Below are 22,520 nucleotides of genomic sequence, written 5' to 3' on the forward strand. Positions count from 1 at the left end.
GGCGTTTGCCTTCCCTACGCCCTGCCCCGGCGTCGCGCAAGCTGCCGGCGCTCCCAGGCGTGGTTGCAGCAGGAAAACGAGGCTTGGCGCGTCCTGTTCATTTTCTTGCTGCAAATACTCATCAAATCTCTTTTGGCCCGCGCTCTCAGTTCAGCACCCGGACCGAGGCCCGGGCGGTGGCGCCGGTTGCATCGATCACCGTGAGCTGGAGGTAGCCGGGGGCGGACCAGTCGAACTGCGCCTCGCGGGCGCGCAGGCCGGTGGCCAGCGGCGCGCCGTTGGCGAGCAGGGTGAAGGGCGGGCGGCCGTCGCGGAGCTTGACCACCAGCGCGCCGCCGGTTTCCAGCTCGGCCCCGTCGGGCGGGTAGGCGAGCTTGGGGGCATCGGGCGCGATGGTGGAGAGGGCCGCGGAGCGGGACGCGAAGTGGCGCAGCGGCTGGGGCAGCTCGGCGTTGGAGACGAGCAGCACCGAGGGCGGCGGCGGGCTGAAGGCCTCGCGCTTGTCCTTCAGCCGGTCGAAGCTGGAAAACAGCAGCGGCCCGGCGATCCCGGCACCAAAGGCCCCCGGCACCGGCGTGCCATCGGCGCGGCCGATCCAGACGCCGACCACGTGGCGCGCGTCATAGCCCACCGCCCAGGCATCGCGGTGGCCGTAGCTGGTGCCGGTCTTCCAGGCCATCGGCCCGTGCGAGGCGCGGGGCGGAGGGGTGAGCTGGGCGAGGATATGGGTGATCTGCCAAGCCGCCTCGAGCGAGAGCACCTGTTTGGGCGCGCTGCGCGGCGGGCTTTGGGAGGCCGAGAGGGTCACGCTCTGGCCGCCCCGCGCGATGGCGGCATAGAGCTGGGTGAGGTCCTGGAGGGTCACGCCGAGGCCGCCCAGCGCCACCGCGAGGCCGGGGCGCCCCCGGGGCAGCTTGGGGGCCATTCCGGCGCGGCGCATGTGGGCCAGCAGCCGCTCTGGTGTGAGGGCCTCGGTCAGCTGCACCACGGGGATGTTGAGCGACTGGCGCAGCGCCTCGGAGAGACGGATCGTGCCCCGGTAGCGGTTGTCGAAGTTCTGCGGGGCGTAGCTGCCGAAGGCCATGGGGCGGTCTTCGATCAGGGTTTCGGGGTGCGCCAGCCCCTGATCGAAGGCGAGGCCGTAGACCAGCGGCTTGAGCGCCGAGCCGGGGGAGCGCAGGGCGCGGGTCATGTCGATCCAGCCGGCGCGGGCGTCGTTCAGGTAGCCTGCCGAGCCGACCGAGGCGAGGATTTCGCCGCTCTGGTGATCGGCCACCACGATGGCGACCGAGATCGTTTCGCCGATCTCGCGGGCGGTCTGGGCGGCGAGCGGCTCCAGCGCGGCTTGCAGGCGCTTGTCGATGGTGGTGGCGTGGCGGGTGCCGATGGGGTTTTGCGCCAGCAAGTGGTCAGAGAGATGGGGCGCCAGCGCCGGAAAATCGCGGCGGCGGGCCGGCACCGGGTCGCGCAGGGCGGCGGTGGCTTCGGCCTCGGTCAGCAGGCCTTTGCCCACCATCCGGTCGAGCACGCGGCCACGGGCGGCGGTGGCGGCATCGTTCTCGCGGTCGGGGCGGCGGCGCTCGGGGGATTGGGGCAGGGCCACCAGCAGCGCGGCCTCGGCGGGGGTGAGGCGGCGGGGCTCCTTGCCGAAGTAGGCCAGCGAGGCGGCGCGCACCCCTTCGAGGTTGCCGCCGAAGGGGGCGCGGTTGAGGTAGAGCTCGAGGATCGCCTGCTTGCCGAGGCGGCGCTCCATCGCCAGCGCCAGCCGGACCTGACGGATCTTGCCCTGCCACTGGCCGGTGGGTCCATCTTCCAGAATGCGGGCGACCTGCATTGTCAGCGTCGAGCCGCCGGAGATGACCTTGCCGTTCCACGCCGCCTGCCCCACGGCCCGCAGCGTGGCCCGCCAGTCGACGCCGGGGTGGGAACGGAAGCGCTTGTCTTCATAGGCCAGTAGCATGTCGACATAGCGGGCATCGACTTCGCCCAGCGTGGTGTGCAGCCGCCAGCGGCCATCGGAGACCGTGTAGGCCCGCAGCAGCGCCCCGTCGCGGGCCAGCACCTCGGGCGATGTTTCGGCCACAAGGGGCGGGAGCACGGTGGCGGCGATCCAGCCATCCAGCTTGTCGCGCCCGAGCCCGAGGGCGAAGAGCGTGACGGCGGTGAGCACCGCGAGCCGGGCGATGCGCCGTTCACTCCGCATCGACAGTGCCCTCCCAGAGGCCCGGATACCGGGTGACGAAGCCGGAGGGGTGCACCTCCAGCTCGGCCTCGAACCCGGGGGAGGCATAGGTGAAGCGCCCTGCGCCGCGGGGCGTGTAGCGCTGGTCGAGCCGGTCGAGCCGACCGCTGTCTTCATCCTCGCGGAACCATGCCGCCGCGACCGCCTGCGTCTCGTCGAAGGCGAGGCGGCGCAGGGGCAGGAGGTTGGTGGCGGGGGTGAAGGCGAGGTCGATATCGAGGCAGTCGGGCAGCGCGGCGGGGCTTTCGCCCAGCTGCCAGCCCGCATCGGTGCGCAGGAGGCGCCAGGCGACGTCCTGGCCGTCGATCAGGCCGGTTATGTCGGCGGAGCGGCTCTCCCAGGTGGGGGTGCAGCGCACGATGTAGTCGAGCGCGGCGCGGGTGCCGCCGGTTTCGTAGCGGGCGTGGCCGCAGAGCATCCAGCCATCGGGCTCCTCGACGAGGCGGCAGGTGTCATCGCCCGCCATGTCGAGGCGGTGCCAGCGGGCGATGGCGTGAATCTTGCCGTTTTTCACCGCGCCCCCGGCCCTACTCCACCACCGTCACCCGGCCCGCATCGGTGCGGGCGCGGAAGGCGGGGCGGTACATGTCTTCGACCGAGGCCGCCGGGTGGTGGTAGCTGCCGGGCGAGATGGCACGGACGATATAGGCCAGTCGGAACGGCTTGTCGGAGCGCCAGTTGACCGCCGAGAGGAACCGCTCCTGACGGAACTCGGAGTGCTCTGCCGAGACTGTCTTGAGCCAGGACAGCTCGCGGATGTCGCCGGAGCGGATCAGCGAGGGGTTGTCGATCTCGAAGCCTGCGGGCAGGGCATCATCCACCATCAGCCGGGCGTCGCGCTGGCCGAAGGGGGTGACGGTGAGCACCACCACCATGCGTTCGCCCGAGGGCACTGCGCCGAGGTCGACCCCGAAGCCCTCCATGGTGAAATACTCGCGCTCGATGGCATAGCCGTTGCCGCCTGCGGGCTCGGGCTCGGAGGGCACGCCGAAGGTGGTGAGGGTCAGGGTGGTTGCCGCGCCGCTGTCGTTGCTGATTTCCACCGGCTGGGCCGCCGTTTCGTCGGCCAGCACCTCGACCAGCGGGCCGGTGACCGGCTGGCCGTTGCGGGTGAAGCCATCACGCGGTGCGGCGTCGATGAGGGCCTTGGCGGCCATCAGGGTCCAGACCTTCTCTTGCGTTGAGCGATAGCCGGTTTCGCCGGTGACGCGCACGGCGAGGGCCTCGCGGTTGACGACCTGCGTGCCGGCTTCTGCTGCCAGCGCCAGCACCGCCGCCGCATCGCGCAGGTTGGTGCCGTAGTCGTCCCGCCAGCCGGTGCCCGGTGCGGCGCCGGTCTGGGCCACGAGCTGGGCGGCGGCGCGGGTGAACATGGCGTCGGCGCGGGTCGGGTCGCCGTAGAGCGAGAGCGCGGTGCCGAGCTGGGCCGCGCCGAGCGGGGTGGTGAAGGCCTCGGGCTTCACGTCGGCGTAGTACCGGAGATCGCCCATCGAGGCCGCCCCTTCGCGAGCCAGCACCATCAGCGCATAGGCGATCGACTCGCCGCCCGAGTCGAAGTCGGGGGCGTAATTGACCTGGTTGCGCAGGTTGTCGAGCGCGTTGCGGAAGGCGATGGCCGGCACGTCATAGCCCTGCCCGCGTGCCCGGCTGAGGAAGTCGGTCACATAGGCGTCGAGCCAGAAGTCGCCGTCGGAGGCATACCAGAGGCCGAAGCCGCCCGACGCCGCCTGACGGGCGAGGATGCGGGTGATCGCGCCCTCGATGCGCTGGCGGGTGTCGGCCTGCTCTTCCAGACCCATCGCGCGGGCCACTTCATCGAAATAGAGCAGGGGCATGGCGCGCGATGTGGTCTGCTCGGTGCAGCCGTAGGGGTAGCGGTCGAGCGAGGCCAGCAGGCCGGGCACGTCGAAGCGCCCGAGCGGGCCGAGGGCCAGCGTGGCCTTGCCGGTGCCGGGCTGGAGGCCGGTGAAGACATCGCGGGTGAAGCTGAAGCTCTGCCCTGCCGCCAGCTCGAAGCGCGAGGTGCGGGAGACCTCGGGATCATTGAGCTGTATGGGCAGGTTCAGCGGCTTGTTCAGCACCTCGCCGGAGGGCGTGGTGAGCGCCACGTTGATGGTGGCCAGCCCCGGATCGCCCGCGACCACGGTGAGCGGCAGGCGGATGGTTTGGCCCTCGGAGAGGTCCATGGCGCTGCTTGCGCCTTCCGACAGGCTGACCCCGGTGCCGGTGACGGCAAGGCCGATCTGGCCGGTTTCGCCCGAGGCATGGGTGATTTCGAGCAGCAGGCGGCCCTCGTCGCCAGGCGCCATGAAGCGGGGCAGCGAGGCTTGCAGCACGATGGGATCGCGCACCAGCACATCGGCGGAGGCCTCGCCCACCCCGGTTTTGGACCAGGCCACGGCCATGACCTTCACCGTGCCGTTGAAGGAGGGCATGTCGAAGGAGGTGCGGGCGTAGCCGTCGGGGCCAACGTCGAGCGGGCCGGAGAAATAGGCGACCAGCTCCTCGGTCGGGGGCGGGGATTGCATGTTGGCATTGGCGTTGGCGTCACCGCCGGAGCGGATTTCGCCCATGGCGCCGTTCATCCCGTCGATCAGGCGACCGTAGATGTCGCGCATCCCCATGCCGAGCCTGCGCTGACCGAAGTAGTGGCCGGAGGGGTCGGGCGGGGTGAAGCCGGTGAGGTTGAGAATGCCCTGATCGACGGCGGCGATGGTCACATGCGCCGTCTCGCCGGGCTGCACGCCCTCGACCTTCACGGCGACCTCGAGCGGGCCGCGCGGGCGGATCTCGGCGGGGGCCTCGACGCTGGCGGCGAGCTTGTGCGCGCCGGGATCGACCGCGGCGTGGGACAGGCCCAGCGCACGGGCCGGGCCGCGCTTGTCGGCAAGGTCCATGGGCCGGATCACGGTGGCGGTCACATAGGCGCCCGCGCCCCAGTCGTCGGTGACGGGCAGTTGCACCAGCGTGTCGGTGCCCTCGGCCACATCGACGGTTTTCATGTCGATCAGGCGGTTGGAGACCACGGTGACAAGCGCCTTGCCGGCGTAGCGCGGCACGATGCGCAGGGTGGCCGTGTCGCCCGGCTTGTAGCTCTCGGCATCGAGCGAAACCTCGAGCGTGTCGGGGGTGGAAGACACATCGACCGGCGCATACCAGCCCGCGTAGAACTCGTAGGAAGCGGAGGTGAAGGCGCCATCGAGGCGTTCCACCACCAGTTCGTAGTTGCCCCAGTCCACGGCGCCCGTGACAGCGAGCGGGGTCTCGCCAAGGCGGCCCTCGCCCACGGCGATGCGTTCGCGGCGGGTGATCGGCTCCCAGTTCCAGGCGCCGTACTCGGAGTACCACTGGTAGCGGCGGGTGATGCGGTTGAGGGTCCATTTCACCTGCATCTCGGTGGGGGCGAGATCGGCCCCGAGCGCGATGACGGAAAATGCCGCCTCGGTGCCCTCGGGCACCACGCCCTCGAAGGCGGGCCGGATGCCGATCATCGGCTTGCCCGGCCCGGTGACGACCGCCTCGCGGCGCTCGACCGGGCGGCCGGAGCCTTCGGACACGCGCACGGTGAGGCGGGCCTCGATCGGGCCGTCGAAGCCCTCCATCTCACCGGGCATGGTCAGCGCCATCTGCGCCTTGCCGTCATCGTCGGTGGTGGTGCTGTCGAGCCACGAGGTTTGCGGGCCGGTGGCGTTGTTGGCGGTGCCGAAGAAGTAGCCCGCGAAGCCCTCGAGCTGGCGGCGCGGCGAAATGCGCAGCTCGCCCTCGACGGGCAGGCCCGCGCCGGGTGCGCCGAAGAGGTAGCGCACCTCGATATCGGCCTGCGCCTCGCCCTCGGTCAGCCCCTCGGTGGGCACGGAGAGCGAGAAGTCGATGCGTTCGGGCAGGAAGTCCTCGACCAGCACGGTCCGGGTGGCGATGGGCGGGGCCTTCGGGTCGGCGTGGAGCGCGATGTTCCACGCGCCGCGCGGCGCGACGCCGGAGACGGGCATGGAGAAGACATGGCCGCCATCGGTGCCGCCGGGAGAGAAATGGCGGGCGTATTCCACCCCGTCGGGGCGGGTGAGGATGGCGGTGAGGGGCAGCGCGTCGATGGCCTCGGCCTTGGCGTCGCGGACGAGGGCGGTGGCATAGATGGTTTCGCCCGCGCGGTATGCGCCGCGGTCGGTGGTGAGGAAGGCATCGACGGCCCCGGCAGGCTCGCGGCCCTCGACGCCGCGGTCGGAGAGGTCGAAGGAGGGATCGGTGAGGGACAGGAAGCCCATGTCCTCCTCGCCGCGCTTGACCAGCACCATCGCAGGCGCCGCGCCGCCGCGCCCGAGGGTCAGCCCGGGCTCGAACATCGCATAGCCCTGCGCATCGGTGGTGGCGTGGCCAAGCTCACGGTTGGAGCGGGAGAGAAGCGTGACCTCGAGCCCGGAGAGCGGCTCGGCGGAGGTGAGGGAGCGGGTAAAGATGTGCAGCCCGTCGGCGCCGGACATGGAGGCGAGGCCGATGTCGGAGATCACGAACCACTGGGTGGCGGCCGGGTTCTCGTAGGGGTCGGCGCCGCGGATGCCGGCCTTGAGGGCATAGACCCCGGCGGGCAGGTCGGCGATGGCCTCGGCCATGGGCAGGCGGGTGGTGACGTCTTCGTTCAGGCGGCGCTCCATGTGGCCGGTGCCTTCCCAGACGGTCTCGGCGATGTCGCCCTCGAAGTAGTCTTCTTCCCATTCGTTCAGCGGGCGGCCGAAGTAGCTTTCCTGGATCACGCGCAGCAGGTTGCGGTCGGAGACCCGGTGCAGCGACAGGTCGACCTCCTCGGTGTTCACCGTGACAATCGGAATCGCGGCATCGGCGGTTTTGGGCAGCACGTAGGCGCGGCCCGGAAAGCGCACCTGCGGGTCGCGGTCGCGGACGTAGAACGACAGCTCGACGTCCTTGCCCATCTTCTCGCCCTCGGCGGAGGGCAGACCGGCGCGGAGCACCACGCGGTAGCGCTCGCCATGGGCCAGGCCCTCGATGCAGAGCTGGTTGCCCGAGGCCTCGGCGGTGAAGGAGGTGCCGGGCAGCGAGACATAGGGGGCGTAATCGGTGCCGCTTTCGGCCAGCCGTTCGGAGAAGGTGGCGCAGACGCGGGGCGCGGCGGGGTTGGGATCAACCCGGTGCTCGGTGATGCGGAAGCCGTATTTGCCCAGCGCATCATCCAGCGCGGACTGGGTCTGCGGGCTGGGCAGGGTGGATTGGGCGAGGCGCAGGGCCGGGATCATGTCGCGGCCACGGCCTGCGGTTTCGAGCGCGGAGGCCATGAGGGTGAGGGCGGCGGACTGATCGGCCGCCGTGTCGGCCCGCAGGTAGCCGTTGATCGCGGCCATCAGGGCGCGGCGCTGGTACTGGCGGGTCTGCGAGGAGTTCTCGCCCCTGGCCCCGAGGGCATAGCGGGCATAGTCGATCCACTGGTCATCGCGGTCGGCGAGCACCACGGCGGGGCCCATCCATGTCATGGCTTCGCGCGGATTACCGCTTCGGAAAGCCTCCAGCGCCCCGGCCTGAAGGCGCTCCAGCGTCCAGCCGGCGGGCGAGTGCAGGCTGGCCATGTCCTCGGCAAAGGTGCGGGCGGCGTTGAGGTCGCCGGAGCGGAGAAAATCGAGCTCGCCGGCGCGGGTGCCGGCCAGCGCGAGGCGGTCGGCGGGTTCGGTGACGATGGTGGCGGATTGCGCGCCCTGGTAGGGCTCGCGCCGCTCGACCGCCCGCTTGGGGAAGCAGGAGTTGGAGCGGGCGTTGAAGGTGAAGGCGGTGCAGGCGGTATCGGCAAAACAGGCGGCGCGGCAGGCCTCGTAGGAGGTGTCGAAGAGGGCGCGCAGGTCGGCGCCGTAGAAATCGACGTCCTTCTCGGGGAGCAGCCGTCGCTCTGGGATGAGCGCCGGGCCGTCCGGCCCCTGCTGGGCGGCGGCGGGCAGGCCGGTGGAGACGAGGGCGAGCAGGCAGAGAAGGGGCGCGAGAAGGCGACGGCGCATGGAAAATGACCTCGGATCTGAAATGCGGTGAATCCGCGATGATGGTGGCATGGCGCTGCAGCGCGAGTCCAGTGGCGGGGCGTTTTTGTGAACGGCGAATTCACGTTAAGCCGGTTTAAACTCAATACGGGCAAAACCTGTGACAGCGCGCGGGCCGACCGGTGGCTGCACGCGCTCCGAACCACGGGAGCCCTGACGAGATGTCACTGACGGACAAGCTGGCGAGGGAGAGGCGGGGCCGGCTGGCCGCAGAGCGGATGCTGGAGCTGAAGAGCCGCGAGCTGATGGCCGCCAACCGCAAGCTGTCGGATCACGCGCTCAAGCTCTCCGACACGGTGATTGCCCAGCGCGAGGTGGTGGAGACGACCCGCGCGCAGGCCCATGCCCTGAAGGAAGAGGCGGAGACCATGAAGGGCGTGGCGCAGCAGACCCGCGCCAACCTCGAAAAGGCGGAACAGGCTGCCAATATCGCGGAACGGCGGCTGTGGGATTCGGTCGAGACGGTGACGGATGGCTTTGCAGTCTTCGACGCCGAGGACAGGCTGGTTGCGGCCAATTCGGCCTGGCTTTCGCTGTTTACCGAGCTGGACGAGATGGCCCCCGGAATCACCTACATGGACATGTTGCGCCTCGCCGTGGAGGAGGGCTTGGTGGACCCGGGCGATGCCGCGCCGGGCGACTGGATCACCGCCATGCTCGACAGGTGGGACACCGACACCATCCCCGACATGACGATCCGCCTGTTCGACGGGCGCTACCTGCGGCTGCACGACCGCCGCTCGCGCAACGGCGATATGGTGTGCCTCGGGATCGACATCACCGCCAACATGCGCGCCCAACGGGAATTGAAGAACGCCCGCGACGCGGCCGAAACCGCGACCCGGGCAAAGTCGGCCTTTCTGGCGAAGATGAGTCACGAGCTGCGCACCCCGATGAACGGCGTGGTGGGCATGGCGGACCTGCTGCTGGAGACCGAGATCGACGAGGAGCAGGCGTTGTTCATCCGCACCATCCGCAACTCGGGCGAGGCGCTGCTGGACATCATCAACGATGTGCTCGACTTCTCCCGCGCCGAGGCGGAGCGGATGGACCTGTTTCCCGAGCAGGTCGACCTTGAGGCGATGCTCTGCGAGATCGTCACCCTCGCGATCCCGGTGGCGCGCGAGAGCGGGCTGGACCTTGTGCTCGACTATGCTCCGGACGCGCCGGTGGTGGTGACGACCGATCCGAAGCGGCTGCGGCAGGTGGTGGTGAACCTTCTGGGCAATGCGATCAAGTTCACCGAGGAGGGCTTTGTGCGCATCGAGGTGCGGGCCGCGCCGCCGCCGGAAGAGGGCGGGATGTGGAGCCTGCGGATTGCGGTGGAGGATACCGGGATTGGCATACCCGATGAGATGCGCGAGCATATCTTCGGCCAGTTCAACCAGGTGCAGGACGAGGGCAACCGCAAGTTCGAGGGCGCCGGGCTTGGGCTGGCGATCACCCGGCAGCTTGTGGAGCTGATGGGCGGCCAGATCGGGCTGACCTCGGAGCCGGGCAAGGGCACGACCTTCGTGCTCGACCTGCGGCTGGAGGCGGAGACGCCGCAGCTGGTGCGCGGGAGCTGGCCCGAGGGTAAGCGGCCGCGTGTCATCGCGGCCACCGGCTCGCGGGCCGGGGCCATGGCGGCGCGGCGGCGCTCGGAGGTGACGGGGCTCGATATCGAGGTGGCGCGCTCGTGGGAGGTGCTGTGCAGCCTGATCGAAGCCGGGCCGGAGCCGGACCTCGTGGCGCTGGACAGCGGATTTTTTGGCGAGGATCCGGGACCGCTGATGCGCGAGCTGCGCCGCGCCCTGCCCCGCAGCCAGATTGTCTGCGTGCTGCGGCAGGGGCAGCAGGGGATGCGGGCGGTGCTGAGCGAGGCGGGCGTGGATCACGTGCTGTCCTACCCTTACCGCAACGGGGATCTAACGGCGATCTATGCTGCCCTGCCGCCCTCGCCGCTGCGCTTTTCGCCGCCCCCGGGCCGCGCGGAGGCTTCAGCGCCCGAGGGGACGGCGGGCGGCGGGCCGGCCCGGCTCATGCGGGTGCTGGCGGCGGAGGACAACAAGACCAACCGGCTGGTGTTTTCGAGCATGCTGAAGGATCTGAACCTCGAGCTGACCTTTGCCGAGAACGGGCGCGAGGCGGTGCGGTTCTATCGGAGCGAGCGGCCGGACCTCGTGTTCATGGATATCTCGATGCCCGAGATGGACGGCAAGGCCGCCACCCGTGCGATCCGCGAGATGGAAGCCGCAGAGGGCTGGAACCGGGTGCCGGTGGTGGCGATGACGGCCCATGCGCTGCTGGGCGACGGCGAGGCGATTCTGGCGGCGGGGCTCGACCATTACCTGACCAAGCCGCTGAAGAAGAAGCTGATCCACGCCCAGATTGCCCTGCATGCGCCGGAGGGCGCGGAGCCCTTCGGCGATGAGGAGAAGGAGCGCGAGGCGCTGGCCGGATAGGCCGCCGCGCCCGGCCCGGGCCGGTCAGGCGGTGGTGGTGTCGGGGCGCGAGAAGGTGGGGCTGCCGGGCTCGGAGAGATCGGGGCGGAAGCGATAGCCGCCGGTGTCGAAACGCTCCAGCGCGGCGGGGTCCTGCAGGCGGTACTGGATGACGAAACGGGCCATCGCGCCCCGGGCCTGCTTGGCAAAGAAGCTCACCTGCTTGGGGCCGCCGGGCTTTTCTTCGTAGAAGCGGGGGGTCACGACACTCAGCCCGCCCAGAGCCTTGGGGGCAACGGCGCCGAAGTATTCCTGGCTGGCGCAGTTGACGAGGGTGCCGGTGCCCAGCGCCTCGGCCTCCTGAGCCAGACGGGTAGCCAGCCGATCGCCCCAATAGGCATAGAGACTCGCCGCGCGGCCGACCTTGAGGCGCGAACCCATTTCGAGCCGGTAGGGCTGGATGGCATCGCGGGGGCGCAGCAGGCCGTAGAGGCCGGAGAGGATGCGCAGGTGATCCTGTGCCCAGTCCATCTCGTCGGGGTCGAGAGAGGCGGCCTCCAGCCCGGTGTAGGTGTCGCCCGCGAAGGCCAGCGCGGCGGGGCGGGTGGCCTCGGGCTCCGGCTCGGGGGCGTAGGCGCGGAAGCGCTCCTGCGTGAGCTGCGCGAGGTCGGGCGAGAGGGCCATCAGCTTTTGCAGCGCGGGGCGAGAGAGCTTTGCCCCGGCGCGCGCAAGTTTGGCGGCATCCTCGGGGAAGGCCGGGGCGGTGGCGGCGAGGTCACGGGGCTGCCAGTCGAGCCGTTTGGCGGGGGAGATCACAATGAGCATGGCGAGGTTCTAGCGACTGATGCGGGGGAGGGAAACCGGGGGCGGCTACTCGGAGGCGAGCGCGGCGAGGAAGGCCCAGCCGAAGCGGTCGACCCGCTGATCGCTCATGCCCTGCACCCGTCCCATGGCCTCGATGGAAACCGGCTGCGCCTTGACGATGCGGCGCAGCAGGGCGGTGTCGCAGGAAAGCGGCTTTTCGGTGCCGTCCTCGCCCCGGTAGAGCTGTTGCGCCGCCGCCTGAAGCCGGTCGAAGGCCTCGCCCTGCCCCCGCGCGGCCAGTTCGCGGCGCGCCGGGTGCATCTCGGGGGTGTCGGCACCGGTGAGCACGGCGAGGAACTCGGCGCCGTAGCGTTCGAGCTTCTTGGCCCCGACACCGCCGACCTGCGCCATCTGGTCCAGCGTTTCGGGGCGCTTCTCGACCATCTCGATCAGGGTGCGATCGGGAAAGACGACATAGGCGGGCACGCGCTGTGCTTCGGCCAGGGCGCGGCGCTTGGCTTTGAGGGCCGAAAGCAGCGGGGCGTCCTCCTCGCTGACGAGCGCCTTTGCGGCCGGGCGGCGGGCAATGTCGGCGCGGGCGAGGGAATCGCGGCGCAGCGTGATCGAGGCCTCGCCGCGCAGGATGGGCCGGGCGGCCTCGGTCATCCGCAGGGCGCCGTGGCGCTCGGGGTCGGGGCGCATCAGGTCGAGGCCCATCATCTGCCGGAACACCGCCTGCCAGACGCGGCGGCTGTGCTTGGTGCCGACACCGAAGGTGGGCAGCTCGGTGTGATTGCGCTGGCGGACCTTGTCGGTTTCGATTCCGAGCAGGATATCTGTCAGGTGGCCCGCGCCGAACCATTCGCCGGTGCGCAGCGCGGCGGACAGCGCCATGCGGACGGCCTCGGTGCCATCGAAGACCTCGGGCGGCTTTTCGCAGAGGTCGCAATTGCCGCAATCCTCGCTTTCCTCGCCGAAGTAACCAAGCAGCAGCTTGCGGCGGCAGCCTTGTGCCTCGGCCAGCCCGAGCAGGGCGTTGAGGCGGCCATGGTCGGCGGTGCGGCGCTCTGGCGGGGCGAGCGACTCGTCGACCTGGGAGCGGCGCAGGCGGATGTCGTCGGGGCCGTAGAGGGTGAGCGTGTCGGCGGGCAGGCCATCGCGCCCGGCGCGGCCGATCTCCTGGTAGTAGCTCTCGATCGACTTGGGCAGGTCGGCGTGGAGCACCCAGCGGATGTCGGGCTTGTCGACGCCCATGCCGAAGGCGACGGTGGCCACCACGATCAGCCCGTCCTCGGCCTGAAAACGGCGCTCGACCTCGCGGCGCGGCTCGGACTCCATGCCCGCGTGGTAGGCCACGGCGGCGTGGCCCTCGGCGGTGAGGGCGGCGGCGATGCTTTCGGTGCGGGCGCGGGTGCCGCAGTAGATGATGCCGGCCTGCCCGCGCCGGGCGGCGGCGAAGGCGAGCATCTGGCCCCTGGGCTTGTCCTTGGCCTCGAAGGCGAGGCGGATGTTGGGCCGGTCGAAGCCGCGCAGGAAGGCGCGGGGGGCCTTGCCGCCGAAGAGGCGGGTGACGATCTCATCCTGGGTTTCGGCATCGGCGGTGGCGGTGAAGGCTGCGAGGGGCACGCCCATGCGGGCGCAGAGCGGGCCGATCTCGAGATAGTCGGGGCGAAAGTCGTGGCCCCATTGGCTGACGCAATGGGCCTCGTCGACGGCGATGAGCTTGACGCCTGCGCGCTGCAGCAACCGCTCGGTGCCCGAGGAGCGCAGGCGCTCGGGGGCCATGTAGAGGATCTTGAGGGTGCCCTCGTCGATGGCGCGGAACACCGCGTCGGTTTCTTCCTCGGTGTTGGCCGAGCAGAGCGCCCCGGCCTCGACGCCCAGCGCCTGAAGGGCCGCGACCTGGTCGCGCATCAGGGCGATGAGCGGCGAGACCACCAGCGTGGCCCCTTCGCGGCAGAGCGCCGGGAGCTGGTAGCAGAGCGATTTGCCGCCGCCGGTGGGCATGATGGCCAGGGTCGGCTCGCCGGCGAGGACGGAGGATACGATTTCTTCCTGCCCCGGGCGGAACTCGGGGAAGCCGAAGACGGAATGGAGGAGCTCGGCGGGGGCGGACATGCCCCTCCCTTACCCCTGCCCCGTGCCCGGCTTCAAGCCATGGCGCGGGCGCGTGGGGCCACCACGCTGCCAGTCAGCGGTACATGACGGTTTCGGTGGCCAGGTCCCAGCGTCCGACGAGGGTCATTGCGGCGGCGCCACCCCCGAAGCTGATGCCGAGCGAATCCTGCGAGTTGAACACGAAGCCGCCCCAGCCGAAGGCGGTGATGGCCACCACGCCCAAGCCGGCGCCGAGGGAGGCGCCCATGGTGCTGAGGCGCCCGGCGCAGCCGTCGATGTTGTCGGCGGAGAAGTGTCGGTCCTGATACCCCTTGAGGGGCGACCAGTTGAGCCCGCCGGTGAGCAGGTTCGGCGCGGAAGCCCCGCCCGAGGAGCCGCCAACCGCGAGGCCGGCGCCGAGAAAGGTGAAGATACCGCAGAACTTGGCGCGCTCGCTCTTCATCACGAAGCTGAAGGCACCGCCGCCGACGGCCGCACCGCCGCCGCCCTGCATGAGCCCTGCGACTTGCCAGTCATTGGACAGGATGGATGATTTTTTGGACATGATATGCGTTCCCGAATTGATTGATGCAGATATGAATTGACGCAGATGGAACGGCCGAAATTTCCGCTCCTGCCTTATTATATGGGGAAACGCACCGGTTTGGGAACCCGCGGGGCTTTAAAAAGTGACGTAGGGGAAGGCGCTCAGACGAGTTGCTGGAACACGCCGGGCAGGATGATGTTGCGCAGGGCGATCACGATGACGAAGGCCACCAGCGGCGCGAGATCGAGCGCGCCGGTGTCGGGCAGCACCTTGCGGATCGGGCGGTAGATCGGCTCGAGCAGGCGATTGAGCCCGTCCCAGAGCTGGTAAACGAAGGGCTGGCGCAGGTTGAGGATCTGGAAGGTGATCAGCCAGCTCATGATGACATGGGCGAGCATGATGAAGAAGACCACGCCGAGCACGAGATCGAGCAGTTGGTAGAGCATCAACATGGGGCGGGTCTCCGTTTGGTCCGGCACAGAGGTATTCATGGGCGGGGAAGGTTGCAACAGGGTTAACCGTGCCGTGACGTCGCGGTTGACGCGCGCGCTGGCGGGCGCAGGTTCCGGCGCATGTACCCATTCATCCGCATGGCCAAGGAGCTTTGGCTCGCCGGCCGCCAGCCCGCCCTGCCCCTCGATGGCACCCATATCAGCCACCACCGGTGCTGGCCGTGGGATCTCGATTTCTGGATGGAGCTGAACAACGGGCGCACGCTGACGCTCTATGACCTTGGCCGCATCCCGCTGGCACGGCGCACCGGGATGATCCCGGTGCTGCGGGGCAACCGCTGGGGGCTGACGATTGCGGGCTCGGTGGTGCGCTATCGCAAGCGGATCACCATGTTTCAGCGGTTCGAGACCCGGAGCCGGATGATCGGCTGGGACCATAGGTTCATATACATCGAGCAGAGCATGTGGCGCGGCGAGACCTGCTGCGGGCAGGCGGTGTTTCGCGGGGCGGTGACGGGGGGTGCGGGCATCGTGCCGCCCGCCGAGGTGATGGCGGCGATGGGGGTGGCGGACCACCCTGCGATGACCCTGCCCCAATGGGTCACGGCCTGGATTGCCGCCGAAGATTCCCGGCCCTGGCCGCCTGAGCGGACTGGCTAGGCCAGACTCGCCCTCCTGCAACCCGGCGCCCCGCAAGGCCGGCGGACCACCGGCCGGCCGGTGCGGGGTGGGCGGGTGGGAGCGCCGGACGGGCGGTGGTCAGTCGGCCTTGCCCGTTGCCGGCATCTCCGCATCGGCGGGTTGCGAGGGGTCTTCGTCTTCGAGCATCCGCACTTCGCGCTGGGGGAAGGGAATGGAAATGTCGTTTTCCTTGAAGGTGTCCCAGAGCGCCAGAAAGACGTTGCCGCGGATGTTGGTCAGCCCCCCCGTCGGGTCTTCGATCCAGAAGCGCAGGATGTAATCGACCGAACTGTCGCCGAAGCCGACGATGTGGCAGACCGGCGGCTTCCAGGTCAGCACGCGGTCGACGCTCTTGGCCGCTTCGATGGCGAGCTTGCGCACCACGTGCGGGTCGTCGTGGTAGGCGGTGCCGAAGAAGATATCGAGCCGCACGAAATCGTTGGAATGCGACCAGTTCACCACCTGCTGGGTGATCAGGTCTTCGTTCGGGATCAGGTATTCCTTGCCGTTGCGCGTGGTGATCGAGACGTAGCGGGCGCCGAGAGAGTTGATCCAGCCGAAGGTTTCGCCAACGGTGATCACGTCGCCCGGCTTGATCGACTTGTCGAGCAGGATGATCACCCCCGACACGAGGTTGGAGACCACCTTCTGCAGGCCGAAGCCGAGGCCGATGCCGATGGCGCCCGAGAGCACGGCAAAGCCGGTGAGGTCGAAGCCCACCGCCTTCAGGCCGAGGAAGAAGGCAGCGCCGAAGAGGATCACCTGCAGGAACTTGATCAGCAGTTCCTGCATCGAGGGCGAGATATCCTTGTTCGTCCGGATCTTGCCCTGTGCGCCCTTCAGGATCACCCGGGCGAAGAAGAACAGCAGGCCGGTGATGATCAGCGCCTTGATCAGCCCGAGGATCGACAGGCGGAACTCGCCCACCTCCAGCGCCACGCTTTCGAGCAGGTCGGAGGTGTCGGCCCAGAGGCCCAGAAAGTAGAGCGTGACCCAGATCCATGCGCCCCAGCGCACGAGGCGGCGGAGGAACTGGTTGCGGATGAAGCGGGTGGCCAGACCGATCAGCAGCCATGCGGTGGCGATGGTTGCGACGATGCCGATGATGTAGCTGCGCGAGGGCCAGGTGGCCTCCTGCATCACGCGGAAGGTGCCCCAGGACAGGATCACGAAGAAGATCAGCGTCAGCCGTTGCTCCAGCACGAGCAGCACCCGGAGCTGCCACTTGGGCCGCCCTTCGAGGGTGCGCATCCAGTCGCGCATCCGGGGCGAGGCCCAGCGGCCGAGCACCCAGGCCACGGCAAGAAGGGCGGCAACGATGGCGAGCTGGTAGAGCCGCCAGGGCTGGAGCATGGAGAGCAGGAAGCTCTCGGCCATGCCGAGGAGGCCGGAGAAATGCGCCTGAAGCGCTTCGATCTGCTGTGCCTGCTCGTCCGGGCCCATGAGGTGCCACCTCCCTGCCGCATCGTGGCATGGCAGGGGAACAGGGGGCAAGTGTCTGGCGACACTCCAAATTTGGCCCGCCACGGCCCGATGCAGCGCGACGGCGCATGCCCCTGCGCTCTTGCGACTCCTCTTGCCGCAAAGGCCGGGCGGGTGTATCTCCCCCGATCATGACAGTGGTTTTCGATATGGACGACCGGGCCCGCCTGCCGTGGCGGTTCTTTGGTGCGACCCTGACGATCCTCGCCTCGCTATGAGGCGCGGCGCCGCCTGAGCGCCCCCCACATTCGAAAATCCATGACTATCAAGGGAGAGGACAGATGTCCCCCAAGACACTCTATGACAAGATCTGGGATGCCCATCTGGCGCATGAAGCCGAGGATGGCACCTGCCTGCTCTATATCGACCGCCACCTGGTGCATGAAGTCACCAGCCCGCAGGCCTTCGAGGGCCTCCGCATGGCCGGCCGCAAGGTGCACGCGCCCGACAAGACCATTGCCGTGCCCGACCACAACGTGCCCACCACAGAGGGCCGCGACGACCCGGCGCAGATGACCGAAGACAGCCGCATCCAGGTGGATGCGCTGGACAAGAACGCCAAGGACTTCGGCGTGCACTACTACCCGGTGAGCGATGTGCGGCAGGGTATCGTGCATATCGTCGGCCCCGAGCAGGGCTGGACCCTTCCGGGGATGACGGTGGTGTGCGGCGACAGCCACACGGCGACCCATGGCGCCTTCGGGGCGCTGGCCCACGGGATCGGCACCTCCGAGGTGGAGCATGTTCTGGCAACGCAGACGCTGATCCAGAAGAAATCGAAGAACATGAAGGTGGAGATCACCGGCAAGCTGCGCCCCGGCGTGACGGCCAAGGACATCACCCTTTCGGTGATCGGCAAGACCGGCACCGCGGGCGGCACCGGCTACGTGATCGAGTATTGCGGCGAGGCGATCCGCGACCTCTCGATGGAAGGCCGGATGACCGTCTGCAACATGGCGATCGAGGGCGGTGCCCGCGCTGGCCTCATCGCGCCTGACGAGACCACCTACGAGTACGTCAAAGGCCGCCCGCATGCGCCCAAGGGTGCCCAGTGGGAAGCCGCGCTGACCTGGTGGAAGACGCTCTACTCCGACGACGATGCGGCCTGGGACAAGGTCATCACCATCGCCGGTGAAGACATTGCCCCCGTGGTCACATGGGGCACCTCGCCCGAGGACGTGCTGCCGATCACCGATGTGGTGCCCGCCCCCGAGAGCTTTTCGGGCGGTAAGGTCGAGGCGGCCAAGCGCGCGATCGAATACATGGGGCTGACGCCGGGCCAGAAGCTGAGCGACATCGAGATCGACACGGTGTTCATCGGCTCCTGCACCAACGGCCGGATCGAAGACCTGCGGGCGGCGGCTGCCATCCTGAAGGGCAAGAAGATCAAGGACGGGATGCGGGCGATGATCGTGCCCGGCTCGGGCCTCGTGCGTGCGCAGGCCGAAGAGGAAGGGCTCGCGGACATCTTCAAGGAAGCCGGCTTCGAGTGGCGCCTTGCGGGCTGCTCGATGTGCCTGGCGATGAACCCCGACCAGCTGGCCGAGGGCGAGCGCTGCGCCTCCACCTCGAACCGCAACTTCGAGGGGCGGCAGGGCTACAAGGGCCGCACCCATCTGGTGAGCCCGGCCATGGCGGCCGCGGCGGCGATCACCGGCAAGCTGACCGACGTTCGGGAGATGATGTGAGCGCCCTCGCTCCGCATAAGGTTGGCCCTTGGGGCGAGCTCAGCGCGCTGGATAATCCCGGCGGGCTGGTGCTCGTGCCCATTCCCTCCTTCGCGGAAGTGATGACCCTCGTGAACAAGGGAGACGGGCCGCTCACGGAAGCCGAGTTCGACACGGCCAAGGCCCGTGCCGTGACCATCGCGCTGCCGCAGGCGGAGGCAGAGGAGTTCCTCGCCCCGCGTGGCCCCGATACTGAAACCTACGGCGATTACCTGGCGGCCCATGCCGCCCGGACCGCCGGATAAGGACGACCGATATGGAAAAATTCGACAAACTCAGCGGGATCGCGGCGCCCATGCCGCTGGTCAACATCGACACCGACATGATCATCCCCAAAGTGTTCCTTAAGACGATCAAGCGCTCGGGGCTTGGCGTGAACCTCTTCGACGAGATGCGCTATGACCGGCAGGGCAACGAGATCGAGGATTTCGTGCTCAACAAGCCGGCTTATCGGGAGAGCAAGATCATCGTGGCGGGCGACAACTTCGGGTGTGGCTCCAGCCGCGAGCACGCGCCCTGGGCGTTGGCCGACTTCGGCATTCGCTGCGTGATCTCCACCAGCTTTGCCGACATCTTCTACAACAACTGCTTCAAGAACGGCATTCTGCCGATCGTTCTGCCGCAGGAAGATGTCGACAAGCTGATGGACGATGCCGAGCGCGGCGCCAATGCGGTGGTGACGGTGGACCTCGAGAAACAGGAGATCACCGGGCCGGATGGCGGCGTGGTGACCTTCGAGCTGGACTCGTTCAAGAAGCACTGCCTGCTGAACGGGCTGGATGACATTGGCCTGACCTTGGAGAAGGCGGCCAGCATCGAGAGCTTCGAGGAAAAGGCTGCGCAGGCCCGTCCCTGGGTTTGAGATTGGTCCGAGAGACATGAAGGAGGCCGTCCGTTCGGGGCGGCCTTTTTCTTTGGGGTGACGATGGCGGCTGCGAGGTTCGGGCCGTTGGCTTGGGGCAAATTATTGAGCCACCACAACATGTTGCGTTTGCCTATTTGATGGCCACCTTTCTGCCTGCAATTTGATGCAAAGCCGCACCACTTGGCCCGCGAAACCGCCCAAATGATTTCGTTAACCTTAACAGAACCTTGTGGCGGCAGATGAAAGACGGCAAAAATTGGGCAAGTTTGAGGCATACCGTCACAATCGGCGGAAATCTGCGGAGAACGGCTTCCGGCTATGTATCGGAACCGGCTGCGGGAAAGGGATCGAGCAGTGATCACCCGGATCACAGGCGCCTTGGTGCGCGCAGGACTTGTGGCGTTGCTGATTGCGACGCCCTCTCTGCTGTTGCCCCGGATCGGCCCGGATGCGGCGCAGGTCACGGCCCTGTTGGCGCTGTTTGCGGCCGGCCTCACGATCTTTGAATACGCGTCGAACTACCCCAGCCTCGTGGAATTCCGCGATGCGCCGCCGTTCAACCGACTGCGCTTCGGCACGCTGTTTGTGACCGTTTTCCTGCTGACCATGCTCTGCCGTGGCCAGGTTGAGGAGAACGGGCTGACGATCTTTACCGAAGCGGTCGGGCGACTCATCGGCGATGCGATCGACTTTCCCTACAGCCCGGTGCAGCTGGTGCTGCTCAGCATGCCCAGCTCGGTGAGCCCGGAGCATCTGGACCTGGTGCGCTCGGCGGCGGGCATTGCCTACCTGACCTCGCTGATCTCGCTGGCGGTCTTCGTGATCTACATCCGCGCCGGGGGCTGGCCCACGCGCTCGGGTGCCTTCAACGTCTGGGTGAACCTGCCCACCTTCGACCCGACCACCGGCGGCGACGTGGTGGACCGGCTGAACCGCGATGCAAGGCTCAACATCACCCTCGGTTTTCTGCTACCCTTCGTGGCACCGGCGGTGGCCAAGATGGCGGCGGTGGTGTTTACGCCGCTGGCCATGGAAGCGCCGCAGACCCTGATCTGGACGATGGCGGCATGGGCCTTTCTTCCTTCCTCGCTGTTCATGCGCGGCATCGCCATGGGGCGGATTGCCTCGATGATCGAGCAGAAGCGCCGTCGCACCAGCGAGGCGAAGGCCGGGGCCGAAGTGACCGACACGCTGGCCGCTGCCTGACGCTTGCGGCGCTGGCCGCGATCTTTCTCACACCAGCCCGGGCCGAAACGGTTCGGGTGGCGACCTTCTCGCCCGAGCTGACCCGCAAGGGACCGGGCCTGCTGCTGCGCGACATTCTCAAGGGCGAGGCGCAGGTTGAGGCGGTGGTGGCCGTGGTGCGCGCGGCCGATGCGGATGTGCTGCTGCTCACCGGGATCGACATGGACATGGAGGGTGCCACGCTGGCGGCGCTCGCGGACCGGCTGGCCGAGGCCGGCGCCCCCTACCCTCACCTTTTCACCGCGCCGGGCAACACCGGCCTGCGCACGGGGCTCGACCTCGATGGCGACGGGCGGCTGGACGAGCCGGAGGATGCGCAGGGGTTCGGCCGCTTTCCCGGTGAGGGCAGCATGGCGGTGCTCAGCCGCTATCCGCTCGGGCCGGTGACGGAGCTGACGTCGCTGCTGTGGCGAGACCTGCCGGGCGGGGCGCCGTGGTTTGCCAGCGAGGCGGCGGCGGGGGTGCAGAGGCTTTCGAGCGTGGCGCATTGGGATCTGCGGGTGGAGGGGCCGGGCGGGCCGCTGCACCTGCTTGCCTTCTCCGCGACGCCGCCGGTCTTCGACGGCGAAGAGGACCGCAACGGGCGGCGGGCTGAGGACGAGCTACGGCTCTGGCAGGCCTACCTCGCGGGCAGGCTGGGCGGGCCGCCGCAGGGGCCTGCCGTGGTGTTGGGCCGGGTGAACGTGGACCCGGTGGATGGCGAGGGGCGGCGCGACGTGCTGGGCGCCCTGCTGGCCGGGCCGTTGCAGGATGTGGCCCCGCTCGGCCCCGGCGGGGCGGCAGAGGCGGATGCGGAGCAGCGCGGCCCGGCCGGGCAGGACACGGTCGATTGGGACGGCCCCGGCAACTTGCGGGTCGACTACGTGCTGCCGCAAGCCGGGTTGGAGGTCTCCGGGGCGGGTGTGCTCTGGCCCGTGGAGGGCCAGCCGCTAGACGGGCTGGACCTTGCGACGGCGCGGGCAGCCTCGCGCCACCGGCTGGTCTGGGTCGATATAGTGATGGATCGCTGAGGCGAGGGCATCGACCAGCGGGGTTGGCCGGAAGTCGGGGAGGTGCGCGGCAAGCGGCGCGGCGTCGAGACCGTGGGGCATGCGCCAGAGGTAGGACATTTCGACGAGATGGCGCGCCATGGGCCAGGCCGGGGCCATCATCCGGAGCGGCCACCATGACATCTGCTGAAGCGAGAGCCGCCCGCCCCAGGCCTTTTCGAGCGCCGCGCGAAGCTCCCTGCCGGTGACGGTGTAGCCCGAGAAAGGGATGTCGGCGAAGGTTGGCAGGGAGTTGCGCTGTGTGGCGAGGGCCACGGCGGCGCGGGCGACATCGGGAAGATAGGCCCATGCATGGGGCACATCGGTAGGGCCGGGATAGGTGAAGCGCCCGGCCTTCAGCTTTGGCGTCATGATCCTGTCGAACCAGTTGCCGGAGGGCTCGGTATCGATGAAATCACCGGCGCGGAGCAGGATGGTTCGCACCCCGGCCTCGGCATAGGCGGCCTCCATCTCGGCGCGCAGGCGGCCGAGGGTGTTGGTGGCGCCATGGGGCGTGGTGGCGGTGAGCTGCGTCGGGGCATCGGGGCCGTAGGGATAGACATTGGCGGGGATCAGCACGGTGGCGCCGGAGGCCTTGGCCACCTCGATGATCTGCGCGGTCTGGCCGGGCAGATCACGCGCCCAGTGCTGATAGGGCGGGTTCCAGGCGTTGACGATCACATCGGCGCCCCATGCGGCATCCCACAGGGTGTCGCGGGAGCGGTCGAAGAGGCGGGTGCGCCAGCCGGCCTCGCAGAAGGCCATGTGGGCGTGGCGACCGAAGCGGCCGCTAGGACCGAGGATGAGAGCTGTTCCGGGCATTGCGCTGTCTCCGGTTGGGGTGTGATGCGGGGAAGATGGGGTATTCATCCGCAAATGTTAATTGCATGAACAT

General features: G+C 68.7%; 16 protein-coding genes. 7 read left to right on the forward strand and 9 right to left on the reverse strand.

All coding sequences use genetic code 11. The annotated features are described in order from the left end of the window. Positions 1–145 precede the first annotated feature (145 nt). Genes pbpC through GTH22_RS14120 form a run of 3 tightly spaced genes read right to left on the reverse strand, consistent with a single transcriptional unit; the run spans position 146 to position 8,235 of the window. Complete coding sequence (pbpC, locus tag GTH22_RS14110) at positions 146–2,203, reverse strand: penicillin-binding protein 1C (RefSeq protein ID WP_252946161.1); 2,058 nt, start codon at positions 2,201–2,203, stop codon at positions 146–148. Beyond that, on the reverse strand, positions 2,193–2,756 hold the full coding sequence (locus GTH22_RS14115) for a putative glycolipid-binding domain-containing protein (protein WP_252946162.1): 564 nt from the start codon (positions 2,754–2,756) through the stop codon (positions 2,193–2,195). The genes pbpC and GTH22_RS14115 overlap by 11 nt, the downstream gene beginning before the upstream one ends. A gap of 13 nt (positions 2,757–2,769) precedes the next feature. After that, positions 2,770–8,235, reverse strand: a complete 5,466-nt coding sequence (locus tag GTH22_RS14120; protein ID WP_252946163.1) for an alpha-2-macroglobulin family protein — start codon at positions 8,233–8,235, stop codon at positions 2,770–2,772. Positions 8,236–8,435: 200 nt separating this feature from the next. On the opposite strand from GTH22_RS14120, the gene GTH22_RS14125 reads away from it, so the two are divergent. Next, a complete protein-coding gene (locus GTH22_RS14125; protein ID WP_252946164.1) occupies positions 8,436–10,718 on the forward strand; it encodes an ATP-binding protein in 2,283 nt (760 codons plus the stop codon). Positions 10,719–10,742: 24 nt separating this feature from the next. On the opposite strand, the gene yaaA is transcribed toward GTH22_RS14125, so the two are convergent. The 4 genes from yaaA to GTH22_RS14145 form a co-directional block, all read right to left on the reverse strand. Beyond that, complete coding sequence (gene yaaA, locus GTH22_RS14130; RefSeq protein ID WP_252946165.1) at positions 10,743–11,522, reverse strand: peroxide stress protein YaaA; 780 nt, start codon at positions 11,520–11,522, stop codon at positions 10,743–10,745. 45 nt (positions 11,523–11,567) lie between these two features. Beyond that, positions 11,568–13,619, reverse strand: a complete 2,052-nt coding sequence (recQ, locus tag GTH22_RS14135; protein WP_252946166.1) for a DNA helicase RecQ — start codon at positions 13,617–13,619, stop codon at positions 11,568–11,570. Positions 13,620–13,692: 73 nt separating this feature from the next. After that, positions 13,693–14,163, reverse strand: a complete 471-nt coding sequence (locus GTH22_RS14140) for a hypothetical protein (RefSeq protein WP_252946167.1) — start codon at positions 14,161–14,163, stop codon at positions 13,693–13,695. Positions 14,164–14,306: 143 nt separating this feature from the next. Continuing rightward, a complete protein-coding gene (locus tag GTH22_RS14145) occupies positions 14,307–14,597 on the reverse strand; it encodes a YggT family protein (RefSeq protein WP_252946168.1) in 291 nt (96 codons plus the stop codon). Between the two features lie 120 nt (positions 14,598–14,717). Between GTH22_RS14145 and GTH22_RS14150 the strand changes: the two genes are divergently transcribed. Beyond that, complete coding sequence (locus GTH22_RS14150; protein WP_252946169.1) at positions 14,718–15,257, forward strand: acyl-CoA thioesterase; 540 nt, start codon at positions 14,718–14,720, stop codon at positions 15,255–15,257. Positions 15,258–15,356: 99 nt separating this feature from the next. Here the strand turns inward: GTH22_RS14150 and GTH22_RS14155 are convergent, their stop codons facing one another. Continuing rightward, positions 15,357–16,721 carry a mechanosensitive ion channel family protein gene (locus tag GTH22_RS14155; protein ID WP_252946170.1) on the reverse strand — a complete coding sequence of 455 codons (1,365 nt, stop codon included), beginning with the start codon at positions 16,719–16,721 and terminating at the stop codon, positions 15,357–15,359. Positions 16,722–17,041: 320 nt separating this feature from the next. Between GTH22_RS14155 and leuC the strand changes: the two genes are divergently transcribed. The 5 genes from leuC (at position 17,042) to GTH22_RS14180 (ending at position 21,607) form a co-directional block, all read left to right on the forward strand. Then, on the forward strand, positions 17,042–18,448 hold the full coding sequence (gene leuC / locus GTH22_RS14160) for a 3-isopropylmalate dehydratase large subunit (RefSeq protein ID WP_252946171.1): 1,407 nt from the start codon (positions 17,042–17,044) through the stop codon (positions 18,446–18,448). Beyond that, positions 18,445–18,732, forward strand: a complete 288-nt coding sequence (locus GTH22_RS14165) for a hypothetical protein (RefSeq protein WP_252946172.1) — start codon at positions 18,445–18,447, stop codon at positions 18,730–18,732. Before leuC ends, GTH22_RS14165 begins: the two co-directional genes overlap by 4 nt. An 11-nt stretch (positions 18,733–18,743) precedes the next feature. Beyond that, positions 18,744–19,349 carry a 3-isopropylmalate dehydratase small subunit gene (leuD, locus tag GTH22_RS14170; protein ID WP_252946173.1) on the forward strand — a complete coding sequence of 202 codons (606 nt, stop codon included), beginning with the start codon at positions 18,744–18,746 and terminating at the stop codon, positions 19,347–19,349. Positions 19,350–19,706: 357 nt separating this feature from the next. Then, positions 19,707–20,558 (forward strand): hypothetical protein, encoded by an 852-nt coding sequence (locus GTH22_RS14175; protein ID WP_252946174.1) that lies wholly within the window; start codon positions 19,707–19,709, stop codon positions 20,556–20,558. Between the two features lie 56 nt (positions 20,559–20,614). Beyond that, positions 20,615–21,607 (forward strand): endonuclease/exonuclease/phosphatase family protein, encoded by a 993-nt coding sequence (locus GTH22_RS14180; protein ID WP_252946175.1) that lies wholly within the window; start codon positions 20,615–20,617, stop codon positions 21,605–21,607. Here GTH22_RS14180 and GTH22_RS14185 read toward each other — a convergent pair. After that, positions 21,527–22,447 carry an epimerase gene (locus GTH22_RS14185; protein ID WP_252946176.1) on the reverse strand — a complete coding sequence of 307 codons (921 nt, stop codon included), beginning with the start codon at positions 22,445–22,447 and terminating at the stop codon, positions 21,527–21,529. The genes GTH22_RS14180 and GTH22_RS14185 overlap by 81 nt on opposite strands. Positions 22,448–22,520: the final 73 nt, after the last annotated feature.

Source organism: Oceanicola sp. 502str15, assembly GCF_024105635.1.
Taxonomy (GTDB): Bacteria; Pseudomonadota; Alphaproteobacteria; order Rhodobacterales; family Rhodobacteraceae; genus Vannielia.